Origin of the sequence: Micromonospora acroterricola, from assembly GCF_003172955.1 — a bacterium.
Classification (GTDB): domain Bacteria; phylum Actinomycetota; class Actinomycetes; order Mycobacteriales; family Micromonosporaceae; genus Micromonospora; species Micromonospora acroterricola.
The window spans coordinates 15,658-32,642 of record NZ_QGKR01000151.1 but is presented as its reverse complement, the minus strand read 5'-3'; the positions used below and the strand labels follow the sequence as shown (position 1 = coordinate 32,642).

Sequence of the window (16,985 nt, the reverse complement as noted above, 5' to 3'; positions counted from 1 at the left end):
AGACTTGCCGACGTCACCGGCGCGGACCTGCGCGGCGCCGACCTGCGCGGCGCGGACCTGCGGGCCACCCTCTTCCTGCACCAGGCCCAGCTGGACGCCGCCCGCGGTGACGCGCGCACGGCCCTGCCGGCGGCCCTGATCCGGCCGGCGCACTGGACGGCGCTGGCGCTGACGCCGGTCCGCCGACCGCACCGGGCCGCGGCGCCCGCCCGTCGCGGCCGGCGCCGGTAGGCGCGGCACCTCGATCGGTCACGCGTCGCGGTCAGTCTCCGGTCAACTCGCAGAAGCCGGCGTGGACCGGGCACCGCGGGCACCGGGCGCGGTCGCAGAGGCGGCAGAGGTGGGCCAGGCTGCGGTCGTCCGTCACCTCGTCGTGCAGCAGGGTGCGGGCGATGTCTTCGAGGTGGCGGCGCTGCTCGCTGGTCAGCGGGGCGAGCAGCGCGGTCAGCGCCTCCTGCCGGGCGTGCAGGATCCGGGCGGCGGCCGCCGTGCCCTCGGTGGTGAGGTGCAGCGCGCGGCTGCGCGCGTCGGCGCCCGGGCGCCTCTCCACCCAGCCCTGCTCCCGCAGCCGCCGGACCAGGTGCGCGACACCGGGTTGGGTCAGCCCCAGCACCTGGCCCAGCCACTCGGCGGTCACGCCCGGCTGGTCCTTGAGGACGACGAGTGCCTCGGCGAGCGCGCCGCCGGCCCCGACGGACGCGCTGACCGACGAGCGCATCCGCGAGCCGACGAGCAGGGCGAGGGCACCGAGCAGGTTGGGCGAGGCGTCCGGGGGTAGATTCATAAGTCATGAATGTACCTCGGCGGGCCATGCTGCTCATCGTGTTGATGACCGTGGCGCAGCTACCGGTCGCGTTGCGCCAGCTGCTCGTCGTGCTGCTCGGTCACCAGAACACCGGCAGCTTCGCCACGGCCGGTGTGGCCAGCGCCGGCTGCGGCATCGGGCTGGCGCTCACCGCGCCGCTGGTCGGTCGACTCCTGGGCCGACTCGGCGCCCGGCCGGTGCTGCTCGCCACCGGCCTAGCCCACCTGCTCGCCCTGCTCGGGTTGGCGGTGACCACCGAGCCGGTGGCGTTCGTGGCGCTGGCCACCGTGGCCGGGCTCAGCACGCCACCGGCGGTCGGCAGTGGACGCGCCCACCTGGCCCGGATCGTTTCCACCCCCGCGCTCTCGCGCGCGTACGCGGTCAACGCGGTCGGGCAGGAGGTGCTCTACGTCGGTGGCCCGCTGGCGGTGACGCTGAGCCTGCTCATCAGCGGTCCCACGGCGGCGCTGCTCGCCTTCGCCGTCATCGGCGCCGCCGGACTCGTCGGCATGGTCACCGTGCTGCCGCCACGTCAGGACGACCCGCAGCCCGCCGGGAGACGGTCCGCCCTGCCCGGCCGGGCCACCCGCCGCACCATCGTCGGCACCCACGTCGGCTACATGATCAGCATCGGCGCGATGTGGGTGCTGGTGCCCGCCTTCGCCACCACCGTCGGGCACCCCGACCAGGCCGGGCTGCTGGTCACGATCTGGTCGGTGGGCAGTCTGGCCGGTGGCCTGCTGCTGGCCCGCCGGGGCCGGCCCGGCACCCCCGGTGGGGCGTACCTGACGCTCCTCGGCATTCTGGCCGCCACCTCGCTGGCGCTGCCGCTGCCCCGGAACGTGCCGCAGATGGCCGTCGCGCTCGCGCTCTTCGGTCTCGCGCTGGCACCGTTCCTCGCCGTCACCGACGAGATCCTGGCCCGGTCCACCCCGGCGCCCCGGCTCGCCGAAACGTACGGCTGGTTGCAGACCGCCGGGCAGCTCGGCATCGCCGCCGGCTCGGCGACCAGCGGAGCGGTCAACGACCACCTCGGCAACACCCCGGCGTTCCTGGTGGTGTCCGGCGCGCTGGCGCTGGCCCTGGTCGTCGCGCTCAGCCGTCGCGGAACGCTGCGGCTGCCGTCCGCCGCGCCACCGGCCGAGGCGGTCGCGCCGGCGGTCGGCGCTGGCGGGCGAGGTTTCGTCCGCGACGAGGCCGGGTAGCCACCGCCGACGCGGAACGGCACCGACGGGGGGGCACGGCGTGGGCTACCGAAAGCGCGACGGTGAACTGCCGGGCGACCCGCAGCACAGCGAGGACGAGGCCGGCCAGGCCCGGTTGGTGCAGGTCGAGACGGACACCGAGGTTCCGCCGCCGGACGGCACCGACGTGCCGCCGGACATCGTGACCGAGGACGACAACTCGGGTGTCGCCGGCGGCTCCTCCGGCAGTAGCGGCGGCGGGTCGAACATGCCCGGGCATCCGGACGCGACCCGCTGAGCCCCACCCGGCCACGTTTGGGGTCCGATCGGTGGGGCAGGAACCTCGGCATGACCGACGATCAACGCCACGACCGGGCCAGCACCGACGAACCCGACGGCACCCCCGCGCTGGCGGCGTCGCTGCGGCCACCGGGTGACTCCCTGCGCAGCACCGACGACACCGGGGACGACCTCGCCGACCCGACGACCGAGCGTGCCGTGCCGGCACGGGAGACCAGCCGCGCCGGGTACGACGTCGACGCCGTGTCCGGCGCCGGCGACCCCAACCGCTGACCGGACGCGGGGCGGGTCGTCACCGCCCGCCCCGCGGCTCAGCGGCTGGCCAGCGCCGCCGCGCGCGCCTCGGTCATCCCCTTGTTGGCCAGCCCGTCGGCCCGCTCGTTCTCCGGGTGACCGTTGTGCCCCTTGACCCACAGCCAGGTGACCTCGTGCCGCTCGCAGGCCGCCTCCAGGCGCTGCCACAGGTCGGCGTTCTTCACGGGCTGCTTCGCCGCGGTCAGCCACCCGTTGCGCTTCCAGGACGCCATCCAGCTCGTGATGCCGTTGCGCACGTACGTGCTGTCGGTGTGCAGCTCCACGACGACCGGCCGGTTCAGGCTCTCCAGCGCCTGGATGGCCGCCATCAGCTCCATCCGGTTGTTGGTGGTCGGGGTGGCCTCGCCGCCGCAGAGCTCCCGCTCGTGGTCGCCGTAGCGCAGCAGAGCACCCCAGCCGCCCGGCCCGGGGTTGCCGCTGCACGCCCCGTCGGTCCAGATCTGCACGCCCCTGCCGGCCGCCGCGTCCACCATGTCCGGCAACCTACCGGGCAGCGCTGCCGCGGCCCACGATCGGGGGGCCGCCGACCACCGCGGCCGGGATGGCCGGCGCGGGCCGGGCGGGGCGCAGCCGGTCGCGGACCCGGTGCGCCGCGTCGCCGGCGGTGGCGGCGATCATCGGCAGCAGCCGGGTGGAGTTCATGATCGCGACCTCCTCGACGGGGGTGGTGACGCCGTCGAGGAAACGCAGCACCCGCTCGGCAGGGTTGCGGTCGAAGAGCCGGTCGAAGAAGTCCGGGCCACCGACACCACCCCGGTCCAGCGCGCGTAACGCCACCGCGTCCATCCAGCGGTGCCGGCGCGGGTACGCCGGCTCGGGCACCGGCGGTCGGCCGGCGGCGAGGGCGCGGGCCACCTGGTCGGCCTGGCGGTACATGGCGGAGAACGTGAAGCCGGTGGAGGGGCGGGTCGCGCCGCCGGCCGTGCCGAGGCGGGCCACCCGGGGCGAGGGCCGGGCCGGAAACGGCGCGTCGGTCATCGGGATCACCCCGTTCTCCACCTCGCGTACCCGCAGGCCCGCCGGATCCAGCCCGAGCAGGTCCCGGTAGCCGGCCAGCGCCGTGTCGTACCCGGCGTCGGTGAGCAGGGCCGGCGAGAACTCGGTGTACTCGACCAGGGCATGGCGGTCGCTCACCGGCAGCACGTACCCGAACGAGACGCCACGCGCGGGCTGCGGGGTGCGGAAGTCCATCAGCACCGCCCGCGCCGGGTCGAAGGCGGGTCGGTCCGACTCCAGCCACCAGCCCCGGAAGTGCTGCAACCAGGTGGTTCGCCCCGGTCGGGCCGGTGGGCGGGGGCGGGAGTCGAGCACCCAGTCGGCCCGCACGATGCCCCCGTCGCCGGTGCGCACCACCACCCGGGTGGCGTCGTCGACCACCGACGCGGCGGGCGCGACGATCCGGATGGCGCCGAGGCGGCGCTCGGCCTCGGCAGCCCGGTCGTAGAGCGGGCCGGAGCGGAGCATGGCGTACCGCAGCGGCGCCAGGTCCAGCACCCGACGCCGTGCCGGCGTCGTCACCTCGACCTGCTGCCAGCTCGCGCTGAGCAGTGGGTCCAGGTCGCTGTCGGGGTGACCCCAGAACGCCCAGGTGCGGTCCTGGCCACGACGGCGCACCGGGTCGACGACCGCGATCCGCAGGTCGCGGACGCCGTGGCGGTCCAGCGCGGCGAGCAGCAGCGACGCGGCGCCGCCGCCGCCGAGCAGCGCGAGGTCGACCTCGATCGGCGCGGATGCGGTCACCGCCCCACGCTGCCACACCATGGCACCCCGTCACACGCCGCCACCCGAGGCGTGGTGTTTCGTCGGCAGAAACGGCGACCGGGCGGCGCATTTCCGCCGTCGCCGGCAATACCTCGTCATCGGCCCAGCGGCGACAGCCGGACCGGACGGACATCGACCGGAGCACGGGTGCCGGTCGGGCCGTCCGGGCCTTTCCGCAGCTCTCCCCGCCTTCGGGTGGACACGTGACGGCAACGAGGATTTCTCATTTTCACCGGATCGAGGTCCCAACGCACCTAGTGTTGGGCACACCGGTGCTAGTCACGGAGTTGGCCACCCGAACGACGTCCCACGCAGTCAGCGGACGAAAAGTGAGGGAAGACGCGTATGAAGGTCTCAACAGCACTCTGTTCGGCGGCGCTCGGCGTGGGCCTCGGCACGCTCCTGCTGCCGGGCGCCGCACTGGCCGACACCACCGTGTCACCGGCCACCACCCCGGTCGGTGGGACCGTCGTGCTCACCGCGACGACCTGCAACCCGAAATCGGGTGACGCCATCTTCCGCGTCACCGGCCCCAACCGCGACCAGAACGTCCGATCCACCACGGCCGCGGCCGGCGGCGGGCTCAGCGCCGAACTCTTCACGGCCGGGTTCACCCTGGGCACGTACACGGTGGCGGCCACCTGCGGCGACGGCAGCTCAGCCGGCAGCGCCACGTTCACCGTCACACCGATCGGCGCCGCGCCGGCCGGCTCCGGCGGCGGCAACCGCGACAACGGTGCCCTCGCCGCCGGCGGCACGCTCCTCGGCGGCGCCGCCGTGGGCGCGGTGATCCTGTTCCGCCGCCGGCGTCCGGTGTCCGCCGTCGCCTGACGCGGCGACACGCTCCATCCCTGAGACGGGTGCCCGCACCGGTGTCACCGGCGCGGGCACCCGACGATCCCGTACGGAGGTGGACACATGTGGAGGCGGCGGACACTACCGGCCGTGGTCGCCCTGCTCGGCGTGACCGGGCTGGGACTCATCACCGTCGGCCTCACCGCCGACCCGGCGCAGCCCCCACGGCCGCCGGCTGACGCGCCGACCCGCACCCAACCCGCGCCGGACCTGGCGCCGCTGCCCCGCGCCGCGCCGGTCCAGGTGCGGATACCGGCCATCGGCGTACGCGCCGAGGTCGTGCCGGTCGGCGCGGACGCCACCGGGGTGCTGGAGGTGCCGCCACTGGACCGGCCCACCCTCGCCGGCTGGTACCGGCACGGGGTCGCCCCCGGCGAGACCGGCAACGCCGTCCTGGTCGGACACGTCGACTCCCCGGCCGGCCCGGCGGTGTTCTTCGACCTCGGCCAGCTCCGTGCCGGCCAGGAGATCCAGATCACCCGCGCGGACGCGCAGGTCACGACGTTCGCCGTGGACAGTGTGCGGGCGTACCCCAAGGACCGTTTCCCCACCACGCTGGTCTACGGCCCGGCGGACGTCGCCGGGCTGCGCCTGATCACCTGCGGCGGCCGGTTCGACGGCGGGACCGGCAACTACGTGGACAACATCATCGTCTTCGCCACCCGCACGGCCTGACCGGCGACGCCCGGCTGTCGGGAGCCGGACCCCGCTCGGCAGAATGCGGTGGCACCATCCCCTCCGGGCACCGGGAACGGGGTGGTGCGCCGGCGGCGGGGAGGCACGCGGTGGATCAACAAGCGGTACGGGACCGGACCGGCCTGGGCGTACGCGCCCTGGCCCGTCGACTGCTCGGCCGGGTCGAAACCCACGCCCCCGCGCCGCGCCGCTCCAACCCGGACGCGGTGATCGACTGTGCCGTCTACGTCAACGGCCGGCGCGAACCCGGCCGGCCGCACTACGCCGACGCCCTCGCCCGCGCCCGGCGCGGCCGCGACACCTTCGTCTGGCTCGGCCTGCACGACCCCGGCCCGGCGGTCCTCGCCGCGGTGGGCCGGACCTTCGGCCTCGACGAGCTGACCGTCGAGCAGGCACTCGCCGACGGGCACCGGCCCACCGTGCAACGCCACGGGACGGTGACCCTGCTGGTGCTGCGCACCGCCGGGTACGTCGAGCACGACGAGCTGACCGACACCTCCGAGGTCATCGACACCGGGGACGTGATGGTGCTGCTCGGCGACCGGTTCGCCATCACCGTGCGGCACGGCGCCGCCGGGGCGCTGCGCACCGTACGCGCCGACATCGAGCGCCGCCCGGAGCTGCTGGCCACGGGCCCGTGGGCGGTGGCGTACGCGGTCTGCGCCCGGATGGTCGACTCCTACCTGGAGGTGGCCGGGCACGTGGAGCGGGACCTGGAACGGGTCGAGGAGTCGGTGTTCGCCCGCGAGCGCTCCGCCGACATCCAGCACATCTACCAGCTCAAGCGGGAGGTCGTGGAGTTCAAACGCGCCGTGCTGCCGTTGCAGGCGCCCCTGCGTACGCTGCTCGACCCGGGCACCGACGGGCCGCCGCGCGCCCTGCACCGCTGGTTCGTCGACGTGGACGGTCGGCTGAGCCGGGCGGTGGACCGGGTCGCCGCGTACGACGACCTGCTCACCTCGATCGTCCAGTCCCGGCTGGCGCAGCTCGCGGTGGAGCAGAACAACGACATGCGCAAGATCGCTTCGTGGGCCGCGATCGCGGCCACCCAGACCGCCATCGCCGGCGTCTACGGCATGAACTTCTCGCACATGCCGGAGCTGGGCTGGCGCTACGGCTACGCGGGCGCGCTCACCCTGATGGCCGTCGCCGCCCTCGGCCTGTACCGCCTGTTCCGCCGCTCCGGCTGGCTCTGAGACGCACCCACCCGACGCCGCGACGCCGCTCGAAAGGGTGCGCCTCAAGCGATGGGAGGGAGTGGCGGTCGGTCAGCTCGGGGCCGTGGGTGACGGCAACGATCACTGCTGGCCGACCACCGGCACGTCCGGCGGTGACGGACGGCTAGTGTCGCCCGGGTGATGTGGGAGCGGTACGTGGCGATCGGCGACAGCACCACCGAGGGGCTCGACGACCCGGACAGCGCCGGCGGTTACCGGGGCTGGGCCGACCGGTTCGCCCTGGCGGTGGCCCGTGCGCAGGGCGGCCTGGAGTACGCGAACCTGGCCATCCGTGGCCGGACCACCGCGCGGATCCGCGCCGAGCAGCTCCAGCCCGCCCTCGACCTGGCACCCGACCTGGCGACCGTGGTCGCCGGCATGAACGACGTGCTGCGCCCCTCCTTCGACGCGGGGCAGGTCGCCGAGGACGTCGCGGCGATGCAGCGGGCGCTCGTCGGGCAGGGCGCCACCGTGCTGACGTTCACGATGCCGGACCCTGCGCCGGTGATGCCGCTGGCACGACCGCTGCGGGGCCGGATGCTGGCGCTCAACGAGGCGCTGCGGGCGGTGACCGCGCAGACCGGCGCCACCCTGCTCGACCTCGGCGCGCACCGGGTCTCCTCCGATCCCCGGCTGTGGAGCGACGACCGGCTGCACGCCAACAGCGCCGGCCACGAGCGGATCGCCGCCGCGCTGGCGTACACGGCGGGTCTGCCCGGGTTCGACGACTCGTGGACGCGGCCGTTGCCACCCGCGCCGCGGCGTCGCCGGGGCGAGGTCCTCGGCGCCGAGCTGGCCTGGACGCGCCGGCACCTGCTGCCCTGGCTGGCGCGGCACCTGCGCGGCCGGTCGTCCGGCGACGACCGGGTGGCGAAGCGGCCCGTGCCGCTGCCGGTGCCGCTGGACTAGCCGTCCGGGGCCGCCGGGCGGTGCGGCAGGATGGTGGCGTGAGCAAGCGTGCGAGCCGCCGGCGGGCAGACGCGACGACGGCACGGGCCTGCCCGTGCGGCTCCGGTGCGGCGTACGCCGACTGCTGCGAACCGCTGCACGGCGGCACGGCCGAGGCGCCGACGGCCGAGGCGCTGATGCGCTCCCGGTTCAGCGCCTTCGCCCTCGGCGACACCGGCTACCTGCTGCGCAGCTGGCACTCCTCGACACGGCCGGCGCGGCTGGAGCTGGCCCCGGGGCAGCGGTGGACGCGGCTGGAGGTCGTCGACACCGAGCGGGGCGGACTGCTCGACACCGTCGGCACCGTGACGTTCCACGCCCACTACCGGGAGGCCGGTCGACCGGGCACCCTGACCGAGCGCAGCCGGTTCGTCCGCGAGGACGGCCGGTGGGTCTACGTCGACGGCGACCAGCACTGACAGTCCGCCCGGACGGCCGGTCCGGGCATAGGATGACGGTGCCGGAATCGGACGGAGACAGCGATGACCATGACGTTCATCAACCTGCCGGTGCGCGACCTGACCACCGCCGCCGAGTTCTACCGGGCGATCGGCTTCACCAGCGAGCAGGCCGAGCTGGACGGCGACAGCCTGATGCTCACCGTCACCGACAGCACCCGGCTGATGCTGCACCTGCGCTCGGCCTTCGAGAGGTACACCGGGATCGCCGTGACGGACACGGCGACCAGCCGGGAGGTCGTCGTGGGGCTGATGGCCGAGAGCCGGGAGCGGGTCGACGAGCTGGTCGACCGGGCGGCGGTGGCCGGCGGGGAGGCGCTCGGAGAGGGTATGACCAGGGGCCAGCTGTACATGCGCGGCTTCCGGGACCTCGACGGCCACCAGTGGTCGTTCCTGCACATGGCGGGCTGAGCCCGCCCGGCTGACGAGCGGGACGTCCGCTGGTCGGGCCTCTGGCTCACCGACCACCGGCCGCACTGCAGGCGCGGGCGTCACGGCGGGCCACGCCGGTGGTGGGCCGGGCGCGCGACCGCCGGCGCCGGACCAGCAGCACCAGCGCCACCATGAGGTACGGCCCGGCCGCCACCGCGAACGCCACCGCGTTGCCGGCCACGGTGGCGACGAGGCCGTAGCCGACGTAGGTCACGATGATCAGCACGTCGGTGGCCATGCCGGCCAACGACGTGACGGTGGCACGGCTCCTGCCGGTGATCCGCGCCTGGAGCCGCGCGTCGGCCAGCACGGTGGCCAGTTGCGCGGCCGCGAACGCCACCGCGAGCAGCACGAACCCCGCCGGGTGCGCCATGAGGGCGCCCCCGGCCAGCGTGACGGCGACGACGGCGAGCAGGGTGGCGTAGCCCCGACCGCTCAGCCGCTCTCCCGCCGGGGCGAGCAGCCCACCGGTGGTCACCCCGGCCCAGAGCAGCAGGAGCAGCAGCGGCACGGCCTGCGCCCCGACGCCGGTGTCCAGGGCGAGCAGAGGTGTGTACTCGTCCAGGGCGCCCCAGTCGGCGGCCACCACCGCGACGAGCAGCACGGCCGCCCGTACCGGTGGACGCGTGCGGACCTGCGCCACCCCGGCCCGCAGCGTGTCCCACCACCCCAGGTCCGTGTCGTCGTCCGCGCCGGACGGCGGCGCCGGGTCCCGCCCTCCGGCGACGACACCCGGCCGGGAACGGTGCTCCGGAAAGCGCCCGGCGACCGCGGCGGCGAGCAGACAGGCGAGCACGCTGGCCGCGCCGACAGCCGGGTAGCCGCCGAGGGCGAGCACCGGGCCGGCGAGCACCCCGGAGACCAGCACACCCAGGACACCGGCCGTCCGGGCCCGGCCGAGCACCCGGGGGTACCGGCCGGCCGCGCCGAGCCGGTCCAGCTCGGTCCAGACCAGCGCCTCCAGGGCGCCGGAGACCAACGCACCGCCCGCGCCCCAGAGCAGGAACCCGACCGCGAAAGCCGGGTACGACGGGACCAGCACCCAGAGCGCGTACGCGGCGGCGGTCACCAGCGGCGCGAGGCGCAGCAGCAGCCGGCGGGACACCGCGTCGGCCCAGGCGCCGGAGGGCACCTCGAACAGGATGCCGGCGGCCGACCAGATGACGAAGAGCGAGGAGATCTGCCCCACCGACAGCCCCGTGTCGGCGAAGAGCAGCACGTACACCGGGTAGAGCAGGACGAGGTCACTGAGGAACGCGTACCCGTAGAGGGTGGTCGTCAGCCGGCGGACCGGTGGGTCGGGCACGCGTGCGGTGATGCGGGTCATGAGGCCTTCCGTGGGAGTGGAGACGGACACCGGACGTGCGGTGCCCGCGGCGGCCCACGGGATCGGCCTACGGCGCTGGATCAATGTCGCCAGGTCATGTCGGCGATGCTAGACCGGCCGCGCGCCGGCGGCCAGCGCTTTCGGCGAGCCTGACGACGCGGAGCGGGGCGGGATCCCGACGGATCCCGCCCCGCTGTCCCCTGGTGTCAGCGGCGCTTCGGGTCCATCGGCGGAATGACCGTGGTGGTCTCGTTGTCGTCGCTGGCCCGCTGGTCGGGCACCACGCCGCCGCTCACCACCTGCGTCGTGTCGTCGGTGGAGGTGCGACCCACCGTCTGCGTCGCGTCCGGGTCGGCCGGCGGGGACACCACCTGCGTGGTGTCCTCGACGGAGGCCCGGGTGGGCACCGGTGACGCATCGGCGCCGAACCCGGGCCGGTTGACCACCTGGGTGGCGTCCGCGTCGACGGAGGGACGCACCACCTGGGTGGCCTCCGGGTCGGCGGAGGGACGCACCACCTGTGTCGCGTCCGGGTCGCCCGGGCGGGTGACCACCTGGGTGGCCTCCGGGTCGGTGCCGGCGGTCGACTGCCGGGCGAGTTCGGCCTCGGCGTCCCGGCGGCCGGCCCGGTAGGCGCGGGCATGCGTCGCGATCAGCTGCGACTCCTGCTCCGCCCGGGTCAGCCACGCCTCCCAGCGGCTCTGCATCGGGCGGATCAGGCCGCCGCCGACCCCGACGACGAGGATGCCGCCGGCGGTGGCCAGCACGGCGATCAGCACCGGCGTGGTGACCGCGGTGGCCACGCCGACCTGGTTCAGCGCGGCGATGACGCCGAGGCCGAGGATGAACACCGAGGCGATGCCGGCGAGCACCCGCCCGTACGAGAGGCCACCGAGAGCGCCGCTGATGATGTCCTTGACGGCGTTGGCGATGGCGGCGGCGACCACGACGATGACGATCGCGACGAAGGCGCGGGGCAACCACGAGACCACGGCGGCGATCAGGTCGGAGATCGGGTTCGGCCCCCAGATGCCGAAGGCGAGCTGGAGGGTCAGCAGCAGCACCGCGTAGTAGACGAGCTTCGCGACGATGTCGCTGGCGTCGTACCGGGAGCGGCTCAGTGCCCGGCGGACACCGCCGCGTTCGACGGCGCGGTCGAAGCCCACCCGTTCCAGCACCTTTTCCACGATCTTCAGCACGGCCTTGGCGATCAGCCATCCCGCCACCAGGATCGCCAGGAAGGCGACGGCCTTGGGCAGGAAGAGCATCACCGAGCGGAGGGCGTCGCCCACCGCGTCGCTGACGTTGTCACTCATCGGGTTTTCCTCCATGCGGGGCAGCCGGGACGGTCGGCCCCGACCTACCCCCGCCGCCACGCGCGGAAACGCCGGCCGCTCAGCGCGCCGGGGCCGCCGAACCGTCGTCGCCCTGCTCGGCGGTGGTGGCCACCTGTTCCGTCACCGGCTCCGGATCCGGCGCGGCGGGTGTCGCCGGTCGGCCCGCCCCGGCGGTGTGCGGGGCAAGCTGGTCGAAGAAGCGCAGCAGCTCGACCGGGAACGGCATGACCAGCGTGCTGTTCTTCTCGGCCGCCACGTCCACCACCGTCTGCAACAGGCGCAGTTGGTACGCGCCGGGCGTGGCCTCCATCGCCCGGGACGCATCGGCGAGGCGCCGCGATGCCTGGAACTCGCCGTCCGCGGCGATCACCCGTGCCCGGCGTTCCCGTTCCGCCTCGGCCTGCCGGGACATCGACCGCTTCATCCCTTCCGGCAGCGAGACGTCCTTGACCTCCACCCGCTCGATGAGCAGCCCCCACGGCTTCTCGGTGGGCGCGTCGATGACCGACTTCAGCTCGGCGTTGACCCGTTCCCGGTCGCCCAGCACGGTGTCCAGGTCGGCCCGCCCGATCACCGAGCGCAGCGCGGTCTGGGCGACCTGGAGCACCGCCGAGGGATAGTCGTGCACGTTCACCAGCGCCTTCACCGGGTCCACCACGCGGTAGTAGACCACCGCGTCGACGGTGAGCGTGACGTTGTCCCGGGTGATCGCGCCCTGCGGCGGTACGCCGATCACGGTGGTCTGCATGCTGACCCGCACCATCCGGTCGGCGATCGGAATGATCAGTTGCAGACCCGGCTGGCGGATCCGCTCCAGCACCCGGCCGAACCGGAACACGATGCCGCGCTGGTACTGCTGCACCAGCCGGACGCCGAGTGACAACACCAGCACCACGACCACGGCCACGATGACCAGGCCGACGACAGCTCCCATGACATCCGCGCTCCCCCGGAGGCGCCCGCCTCCCGGAGCGCCGGGTACCCGTTCCGATACCGGCCATGCCGCTTCGACCGCTGCGTCTCGGCGCACCGCGCGCTTCATGATCACGTGATGGCGAGGAGGTGTCGGGGGCCGTTCCGAACCGCGGAGCATCACGTGATCGAGGGGTGTCGGGCCAGGGATTCGGGATTGGCCGTCGTGGGGCCGGGTGCGGGATTCCTACGATGGCGGCTCGCCGACGTGGAGGAGGGGGCGAGGGTGGAGAGGTTCGGTGAGGTGTCGACGGCGCTGGTGGCGGACGCGTGCGTCCGGCTGGGGGTGCCGACGCGGGTGGCGCCACCGGGCATCCGGGCGGTCGAGCCGGGTCAACGGGTGGCGGGGCGGGTGCTGCCGGTACGGCACTACGGCAGCGTCGACGTGTTCCTGGAGGCGTTCGAGCGGGCCGAGCCGGGCGACGTGCTGGTGATCGACAACGGTGGGCGGTCGGACGAGGCCTGCGTGGGTGACCTCGCGGTGCTGGAGGCGGGCGCGGCCGGGGTGTCCGGGGTGGTGATCTGGGGTCTGCACCGGGACACGGCGGAGCTGATCGAGATCGGTCTGCCGGTGTTCAGCTACGGCAGCTGTCCGCTCGGTCCGTCCCGCCTGGACGAGCGGGAGCCGGCGGCGTTGGCCACTGCCCGGTTCGGCGGGTACGAGGTGAGCCGGGACGACCTGGTGTTCGGTGACGACGACGGGGTGCTGTTCGTGCCCGGCGACCGGGGCGACGAGGTGCTGGCCACGGCGTTGGAGATCCGGCGGGTGGAGCGGGAGCAGGCCGCGCGGGTCCGGTCCGGGGAGACGCTGCGGTGGCAGATCGGGTTCGCCGACTACCTGCGGCGGCGCGATGCTGACCCGGCGTACACCTTCCGCCGGCACCTGCGACGGATCGGCGGCGCCATCGAGGAGTGATGGCGGCGGTCTGTGGACGGTGGACCTCTAGCGCGCGGGCGAGTTTTGGCAATATCCTCCGATGAGCGTGCGGCCATTGGAGCTACTTTTCATCCCCCGCCGTCGGCCGCAGGAGGAGACACCATGCACGTCGACCATTCCGAAGTGGACCGCCGGACGCTGCTGCGGGCCGGTCTCGGCGCGGCCACGGTCGCCGTGGTCGGGAGCGAACTCGCCTTCCCGGGCGCCGCGCACGCCGCCCCCGGCACCGATCTGGACTGGATCATCAGCTGCGACGAGTGGGCGGCCCGGCCGCCGAAGGACCCGCTGTCGGTCAGCGCGATCGCCACCAACAAGATCATCGTGCACCACATGGCTTTCCCGAACGTCACGGACTACTCCCGCGAGCAGGCGGTCAAGCTGGCCCACGACTGCCAGGACCTGCACATGGACGGCAACGGCTGGTCGGACACCGGCCAGCACTTCACGGTGAGCCGGGGCGGTTACGTCCTGGAGGGACGCCGGGGCAGCCTGGAGCGCCTCGAAGCCGGCGACCGGCAGATGATCTCGGCGCACTGCCCGGGCGAGAACGGTCGGGCCATCGGGATCGAGAACGAGGGCACCTACGTCACCGAGACCCCGCCGAAGGAGCTGACCGACTCGCTGGTCAAGCTCTGCGTCGCCGTCTGCCGGCAGTACGGGCTGCACGCGCACGACATCTTCGGCCACTGGGACTTCCGCACCACGCAGTGCCCCGGCGCCGCCTTCTACCGCGAGTTCCCGGCGCTGCGCCGGCGGGTGTTCGCCGCCCTCGGCACCGACCTGGCCGACGTGCCGGCGCGCCGCTGGCCGGACCTGTGGCGCTTCGTCAACTCCCCGTCGGTCCGGGTCGTGCAGCACCTGCTCGCCTTCCGCGGCTACGCCGTGACGGTCAGCGGCACGTTCGACGCCGCGACCGTGACCGCCGTGCAGGACTGGCAGGCGCGCAACGGCATCGCGGTCGACGTGGACGCCACGCTGACCCCGCCGACCTGGGAGACCCTGGCGCCCGAGCTGGACCAGCACGCCAGCGGCCCGCCGGTGACCGCGGTGCAGGAGATGCTCTTCACCAAGGGGTACGCCGTCACCGTCACCGGGGTCTACGACCACGCGACCCGGGACGCCGTGAAGGACCTGCAGGCGCTGCACGGGCTGCCGCGGAACGGCAAGCTCAGCACGAGCACGTGGTGCGCGATCGTCGGCGGAAATGTCCGCCAGTCGTTCCGGCACCGCTGAGCCTGGGGAGCACCGGCGGCGGCACGGGCGCACCGTGCCGCCGCCAGCCCGGCAACCAGCGCAAACGCGGGCGCGCCTCACCGTCCACCCTCCACCGGTCTGCCACGATGGGGCCGACCAGGACCAAGGAGGGTGCTGTGCAGACACGACTCAACCCGTACCTGAACTTCCCCGGCACCGCCCGGGAGGCGATGGAGTTCTATCACCGCGTGTTCGGCGGCGAGCTGACGATGAACACCTTCGGCGAGTTCGGCAGCACGGAGCCGGGCCTGTCCGACCAGATCATGCACGCGCGGCTGGAGTCCGCCAACGGGTTCACCCTGATGGCGTCGGACACCGCGCCCGGGATGAACCACGTGCCCGGCACCACCATCGCGATCAGCCTCAGCGGCGACAACGCCGACGAGCTTCGCGGCTACTGGGAGCAGCTCTCCGCGCGCGGGTCGGTGACCATGCCGCTGGAGAAGCAGATGTGGGGCGACGAGTACGGCCAGTGCGTCGACCCGTACGGCATCGACTGGATGGTCAACATCACCCAGCCGCAGGCCTGACCAGCGCGGCGTCGGCCACGGGCCGGTTTGGCCGGCGGCGCGGGCGGAAAGAGTCCCGGGCATGAGATGGGCCCGTCGCGCCGTACCCGCCGTCACCGCCGCCGTCGCCGCGCTCGCCGCGCGGGACCTGATGCAGCGCGACCACGCGCTGCTGCGCAACTTCCCGGTGCTCGGGCGTGCCCGGTACCTGCTGGAGGCGATCGGGCCGGAGCTGCGGCAGTACATCGTGGCCGGCAACAACGAGGAGCGCCCGTTCACCCGCGACCAGCGCCGCTGGGTGTACGCGTCGGCGAAGCAGGAGAACAACTACTTCGGCTTCGGCACGGACAACGACATCGAGTACACCCCCGGCTACCCGATCATCAAGCACCGCACCTTCGGCCGGGCCGTGCCTTCGTCGACACCGACGGCCGGGCACGACGTGCGGCTGCCCTGCGCCAAGGTGCTCGGCGGTGCCCGGGGCCGGGCTCGCGCATTCCGGCCGGAGTCGGTGGTCAACATCTCCGGGATGAGCTTCGGCTCGCTGTCCGGCAACGCCGTCACCGCGCTGAACCGGGGTGCGGCCCTCGCCGGCTGCCTGCAGAACACCGGCGAGGGCGGCCTGTCGCCGTACCACCGCAACGGTGGTGAGCTGGTCTTCCAGCTCGGCACGGCGTACTTCGGCTGCCGGGACGAGCAGGGCCGGTTCAGCCTGGACCGGCTGCGCGACCTGGTCGCCAGCGCGCCGGTGAAGGCACTGGAGATCAAGCTGAGCCAGGGCGCCAAGCCCAGCCTCGGCGGGCTGCTGCCGGGTGCGAAGGTGTCCGCCGAGATCGCCGCCACCCGGGGCATCCCGGCGGGGCAGGACTGCGTCAGCCCGTCCCGGCACGCCGAGTTCTCCGACTGCGACAGTCTGCTCGACTGGGTGGAGCTGCTGGCCGCCGAGACCGGCCTGCCGGTCGGCATCAAGTCCGCAGTCGGCGACCTGGGCTTCTGGCAGGAGCTGGCCACCCTGATGCGGGACACCGGGCGAGGCGTCGACTTCGTGACGATCGACGGCGGCGAGGGCGGCACCGGCGCCGCCCCTCTAATCTTCACCGACTCGGTGTCGCTCCCGTTCCAGCAGGGCTTCTCCCGGGTGTACAAGGTCTTCGCCGAGCACGACCTGCACGAGCAGGTGGTCTTCGCCGGCGGCGGCAAGCTCGGCCTGCCGGACAACGCCATCGTGGCCTTCGCGCTCGGCTGCGACCTGGTCAACGTGGGTCGGGAGGCGATGCTGTCGATCGGCTGCGTCCAGGCGCAGAAGTGCCACACCGACACCTGCCCCACCGGCGTGGCGACGCAGAACGCCTGGCTGGCCCGCGGGCTGGACCCGACGCTGAAGTCGGTCCGGGCGGCCAACTACCTGCGGACGCTGCGCCGGGACCTGGTCAAGGTCGCCGAGGCGTGCGGCGTCGAACACCCCGGCCTGATCGGCACCGACGCCGTGGAGATCCTGGACGGCCGCACCGGCTCCACCCCACTGCACGAGGTGTACGGCTACCGCCCGGACTGGGGCCTGCCCTCGCCGGCCGACCAGGCGGAGATCGTGCGGCTGATGGCACCGGAGGCGCCGCAGGGCGGCAGCGCCACCCCCTCCCCCACCGCCGTCGGCTGACCGCGCTCGCCGATAACCCGT

General features: G+C 73.8%; 19 protein-coding genes and 1 pseudogene. 14 read left to right on the top strand and 6 right to left on the bottom strand.

Features of this window, described 5'->3' with window-relative positions:
* Window positions 1-231 (top strand): pentapeptide repeat-containing protein (locus tag DKT68_RS08495; protein WP_146218319.1); only part of this gene is annotated, 231 nt, incomplete at its 5' end.
* Between the two features lie 31 nt (window positions 232-262).
* Here the strand turns inward: DKT68_RS08495 and DKT68_RS08490 are convergent.
* Window positions 263-784 (bottom strand): MarR family winged helix-turn-helix transcriptional regulator, encoded by a 522-nt coding sequence (locus DKT68_RS08490; RefSeq protein WP_109816868.1) that lies wholly within the window; start codon window positions 782-784, stop codon window positions 263-265.
* Between the two features lie 5 nt (window positions 785-789).
* Here DKT68_RS08490 and DKT68_RS08485 point away from each other — a divergent pair, with 5 nt between their 5' ends.
* The 3 genes from DKT68_RS08485 to DKT68_RS08475 are packed head-to-tail and all read left to right on the top strand — an operon-like array spanning window position 790 to window position 2,562.
* Complete coding sequence (locus DKT68_RS08485; protein WP_109816867.1) at window positions 790-2,010, top strand: MFS transporter; 1,221 nt, start codon at window positions 790-792, stop codon at window positions 2,008-2,010.
* A 40-nt stretch (window positions 2,011-2,050) separates the two neighbouring features.
* Window positions 2,051-2,287 carry a preprotein translocase YidC gene (locus DKT68_RS08480; protein WP_109816866.1) on the top strand — a complete coding sequence of 79 codons (237 nt, stop codon included), beginning with the start codon at window positions 2,051-2,053 and terminating at the stop codon, window positions 2,285-2,287.
* A 50-nt stretch (window positions 2,288-2,337) separates the two neighbouring features.
* Window positions 2,338-2,562, top strand: coding sequence for a hypothetical protein (locus DKT68_RS08475; RefSeq protein WP_109816865.1), 225 nt, complete (start codon window positions 2,338-2,340; stop codon window positions 2,560-2,562).
* A 38-nt stretch (window positions 2,563-2,600) separates the two neighbouring features.
* Here the strand turns inward: DKT68_RS08475 and rnhA are convergent, their stop codons facing one another.
* Both rnhA and DKT68_RS08465 read right to left on the bottom strand, forming a co-directional pair.
* Window positions 2,601-3,077 carry a ribonuclease HI gene (rnhA, locus tag DKT68_RS08470; RefSeq protein ID WP_109816864.1) on the bottom strand — a complete coding sequence of 159 codons (477 nt, stop codon included), beginning with the start codon at window positions 3,075-3,077 and terminating at the stop codon, window positions 2,601-2,603.
* A 10-nt stretch (window positions 3,078-3,087) separates the two neighbouring features.
* The gene (locus tag DKT68_RS08465) at window positions 3,088-4,344 is read right to left on the bottom strand and encodes a lycopene cyclase family protein (protein WP_236646795.1); all 1,257 of its coding nucleotides are present in this window, start codon (window positions 4,342-4,344) and stop codon (window positions 3,088-3,090) included.
* A 366-nt stretch (window positions 4,345-4,710) separates the two neighbouring features.
* Between DKT68_RS08465 and DKT68_RS08460 the strand changes: the two genes are divergently transcribed.
* The 6 genes from DKT68_RS08460 (at window position 4,711) to DKT68_RS08435 (ending at window position 8,950) form a co-directional block, all read left to right on the top strand.
* Window positions 4,711-5,196, top strand: coding sequence for a hypothetical protein (locus DKT68_RS08460; RefSeq protein WP_109816863.1), 486 nt, complete (start codon window positions 4,711-4,713; stop codon window positions 5,194-5,196).
* A gap of 87 nt (window positions 5,197-5,283) precedes the next feature.
* On the top strand, window positions 5,284-5,895 hold the full coding sequence (locus tag DKT68_RS08455) for a class F sortase (RefSeq protein ID WP_109816862.1): 612 nt from the start codon (window positions 5,284-5,286) through the stop codon (window positions 5,893-5,895).
* 110 nt (window positions 5,896-6,005) lie between these two features.
* Complete coding sequence (locus DKT68_RS08450; protein ID WP_109816861.1) at window positions 6,006-7,112, top strand: magnesium and cobalt transport protein CorA; 1,107 nt, start codon at window positions 6,006-6,008, stop codon at window positions 7,110-7,112.
* Between the two features lie 162 nt (window positions 7,113-7,274).
* Entirely contained in the window at window positions 7,275-8,042 is a 768-nt protein-coding gene (locus DKT68_RS08445; RefSeq protein WP_109816860.1) for an SGNH/GDSL hydrolase family protein, read from the top strand.
* Between the two features lie 38 nt (window positions 8,043-8,080).
* A complete protein-coding gene (locus DKT68_RS08440; RefSeq protein WP_201748959.1) occupies window positions 8,081-8,500 on the top strand; it encodes a YchJ family protein in 420 nt (139 codons plus the stop codon).
* Between the two features lie 63 nt (window positions 8,501-8,563).
* A complete protein-coding gene (locus DKT68_RS08435) occupies window positions 8,564-8,950 on the top strand; it encodes a VOC family protein (protein WP_109816858.1) in 387 nt (128 codons plus the stop codon).
* 46 nt (window positions 8,951-8,996) lie between these two features.
* Here the strand turns inward: DKT68_RS08435 and DKT68_RS08430 are convergent, their stop codons facing one another.
* The 3 genes and pseudogenes from DKT68_RS08430 to DKT68_RS08420 form a co-directional block, all read right to left on the bottom strand.
* A complete protein-coding gene (locus DKT68_RS08430) occupies window positions 8,997-10,298 on the bottom strand; it encodes an MFS transporter (RefSeq protein ID WP_109816857.1) in 1,302 nt (433 codons plus the stop codon).
* A gap of 545 nt (window positions 10,299-10,843) precedes the next feature.
* Window positions 10,844-11,614, bottom strand: a pseudogene (locus tag DKT68_RS08425) (membrane protein); the annotation flags it as partial.
* 79 nt (window positions 11,615-11,693) lie between these two features.
* The gene (locus DKT68_RS08420; RefSeq protein WP_109816855.1) at window positions 11,694-12,569 is read right to left on the bottom strand and encodes an SPFH domain-containing protein; all 876 of its coding nucleotides are present in this window, start codon (window positions 12,567-12,569) and stop codon (window positions 11,694-11,696) included.
* Between the two features lie 264 nt (window positions 12,570-12,833).
* Here DKT68_RS08420 and DKT68_RS08415 point away from each other — a divergent pair, with 264 nt between their 5' ends.
* The 4 genes from DKT68_RS08415 to DKT68_RS08400 all read left to right on the top strand — a co-directional run bounded on the left by DKT68_RS08415 (window position 12,834) and on the right by DKT68_RS08400 (window position 16,964).
* Window positions 12,834-13,523 carry an RraA family protein gene (locus DKT68_RS08415; RefSeq protein WP_236646794.1) on the top strand — a complete coding sequence of 230 codons (690 nt, stop codon included), beginning with the start codon at window positions 12,834-12,836 and terminating at the stop codon, window positions 13,521-13,523.
* Between the two features lie 123 nt (window positions 13,524-13,646).
* Window positions 13,647-14,777, top strand: coding sequence for a peptidoglycan recognition protein family protein (locus DKT68_RS08410; protein ID WP_109816853.1), 1,131 nt, complete (start codon window positions 13,647-13,649; stop codon window positions 14,775-14,777).
* A gap of 137 nt (window positions 14,778-14,914) precedes the next feature.
* Window positions 14,915-15,328, top strand: coding sequence for a VOC family protein (locus tag DKT68_RS08405; protein ID WP_109816852.1), 414 nt, complete (start codon window positions 14,915-14,917; stop codon window positions 15,326-15,328).
* Between the two features lie 61 nt (window positions 15,329-15,389).
* Window positions 15,390-16,964 (top strand): FMN-binding glutamate synthase family protein, encoded by a 1,575-nt coding sequence (locus DKT68_RS08400; protein ID WP_109816851.1) that lies wholly within the window; start codon window positions 15,390-15,392, stop codon window positions 16,962-16,964.
* Window positions 16,965-16,985: the final 21 nt, after the last annotated feature.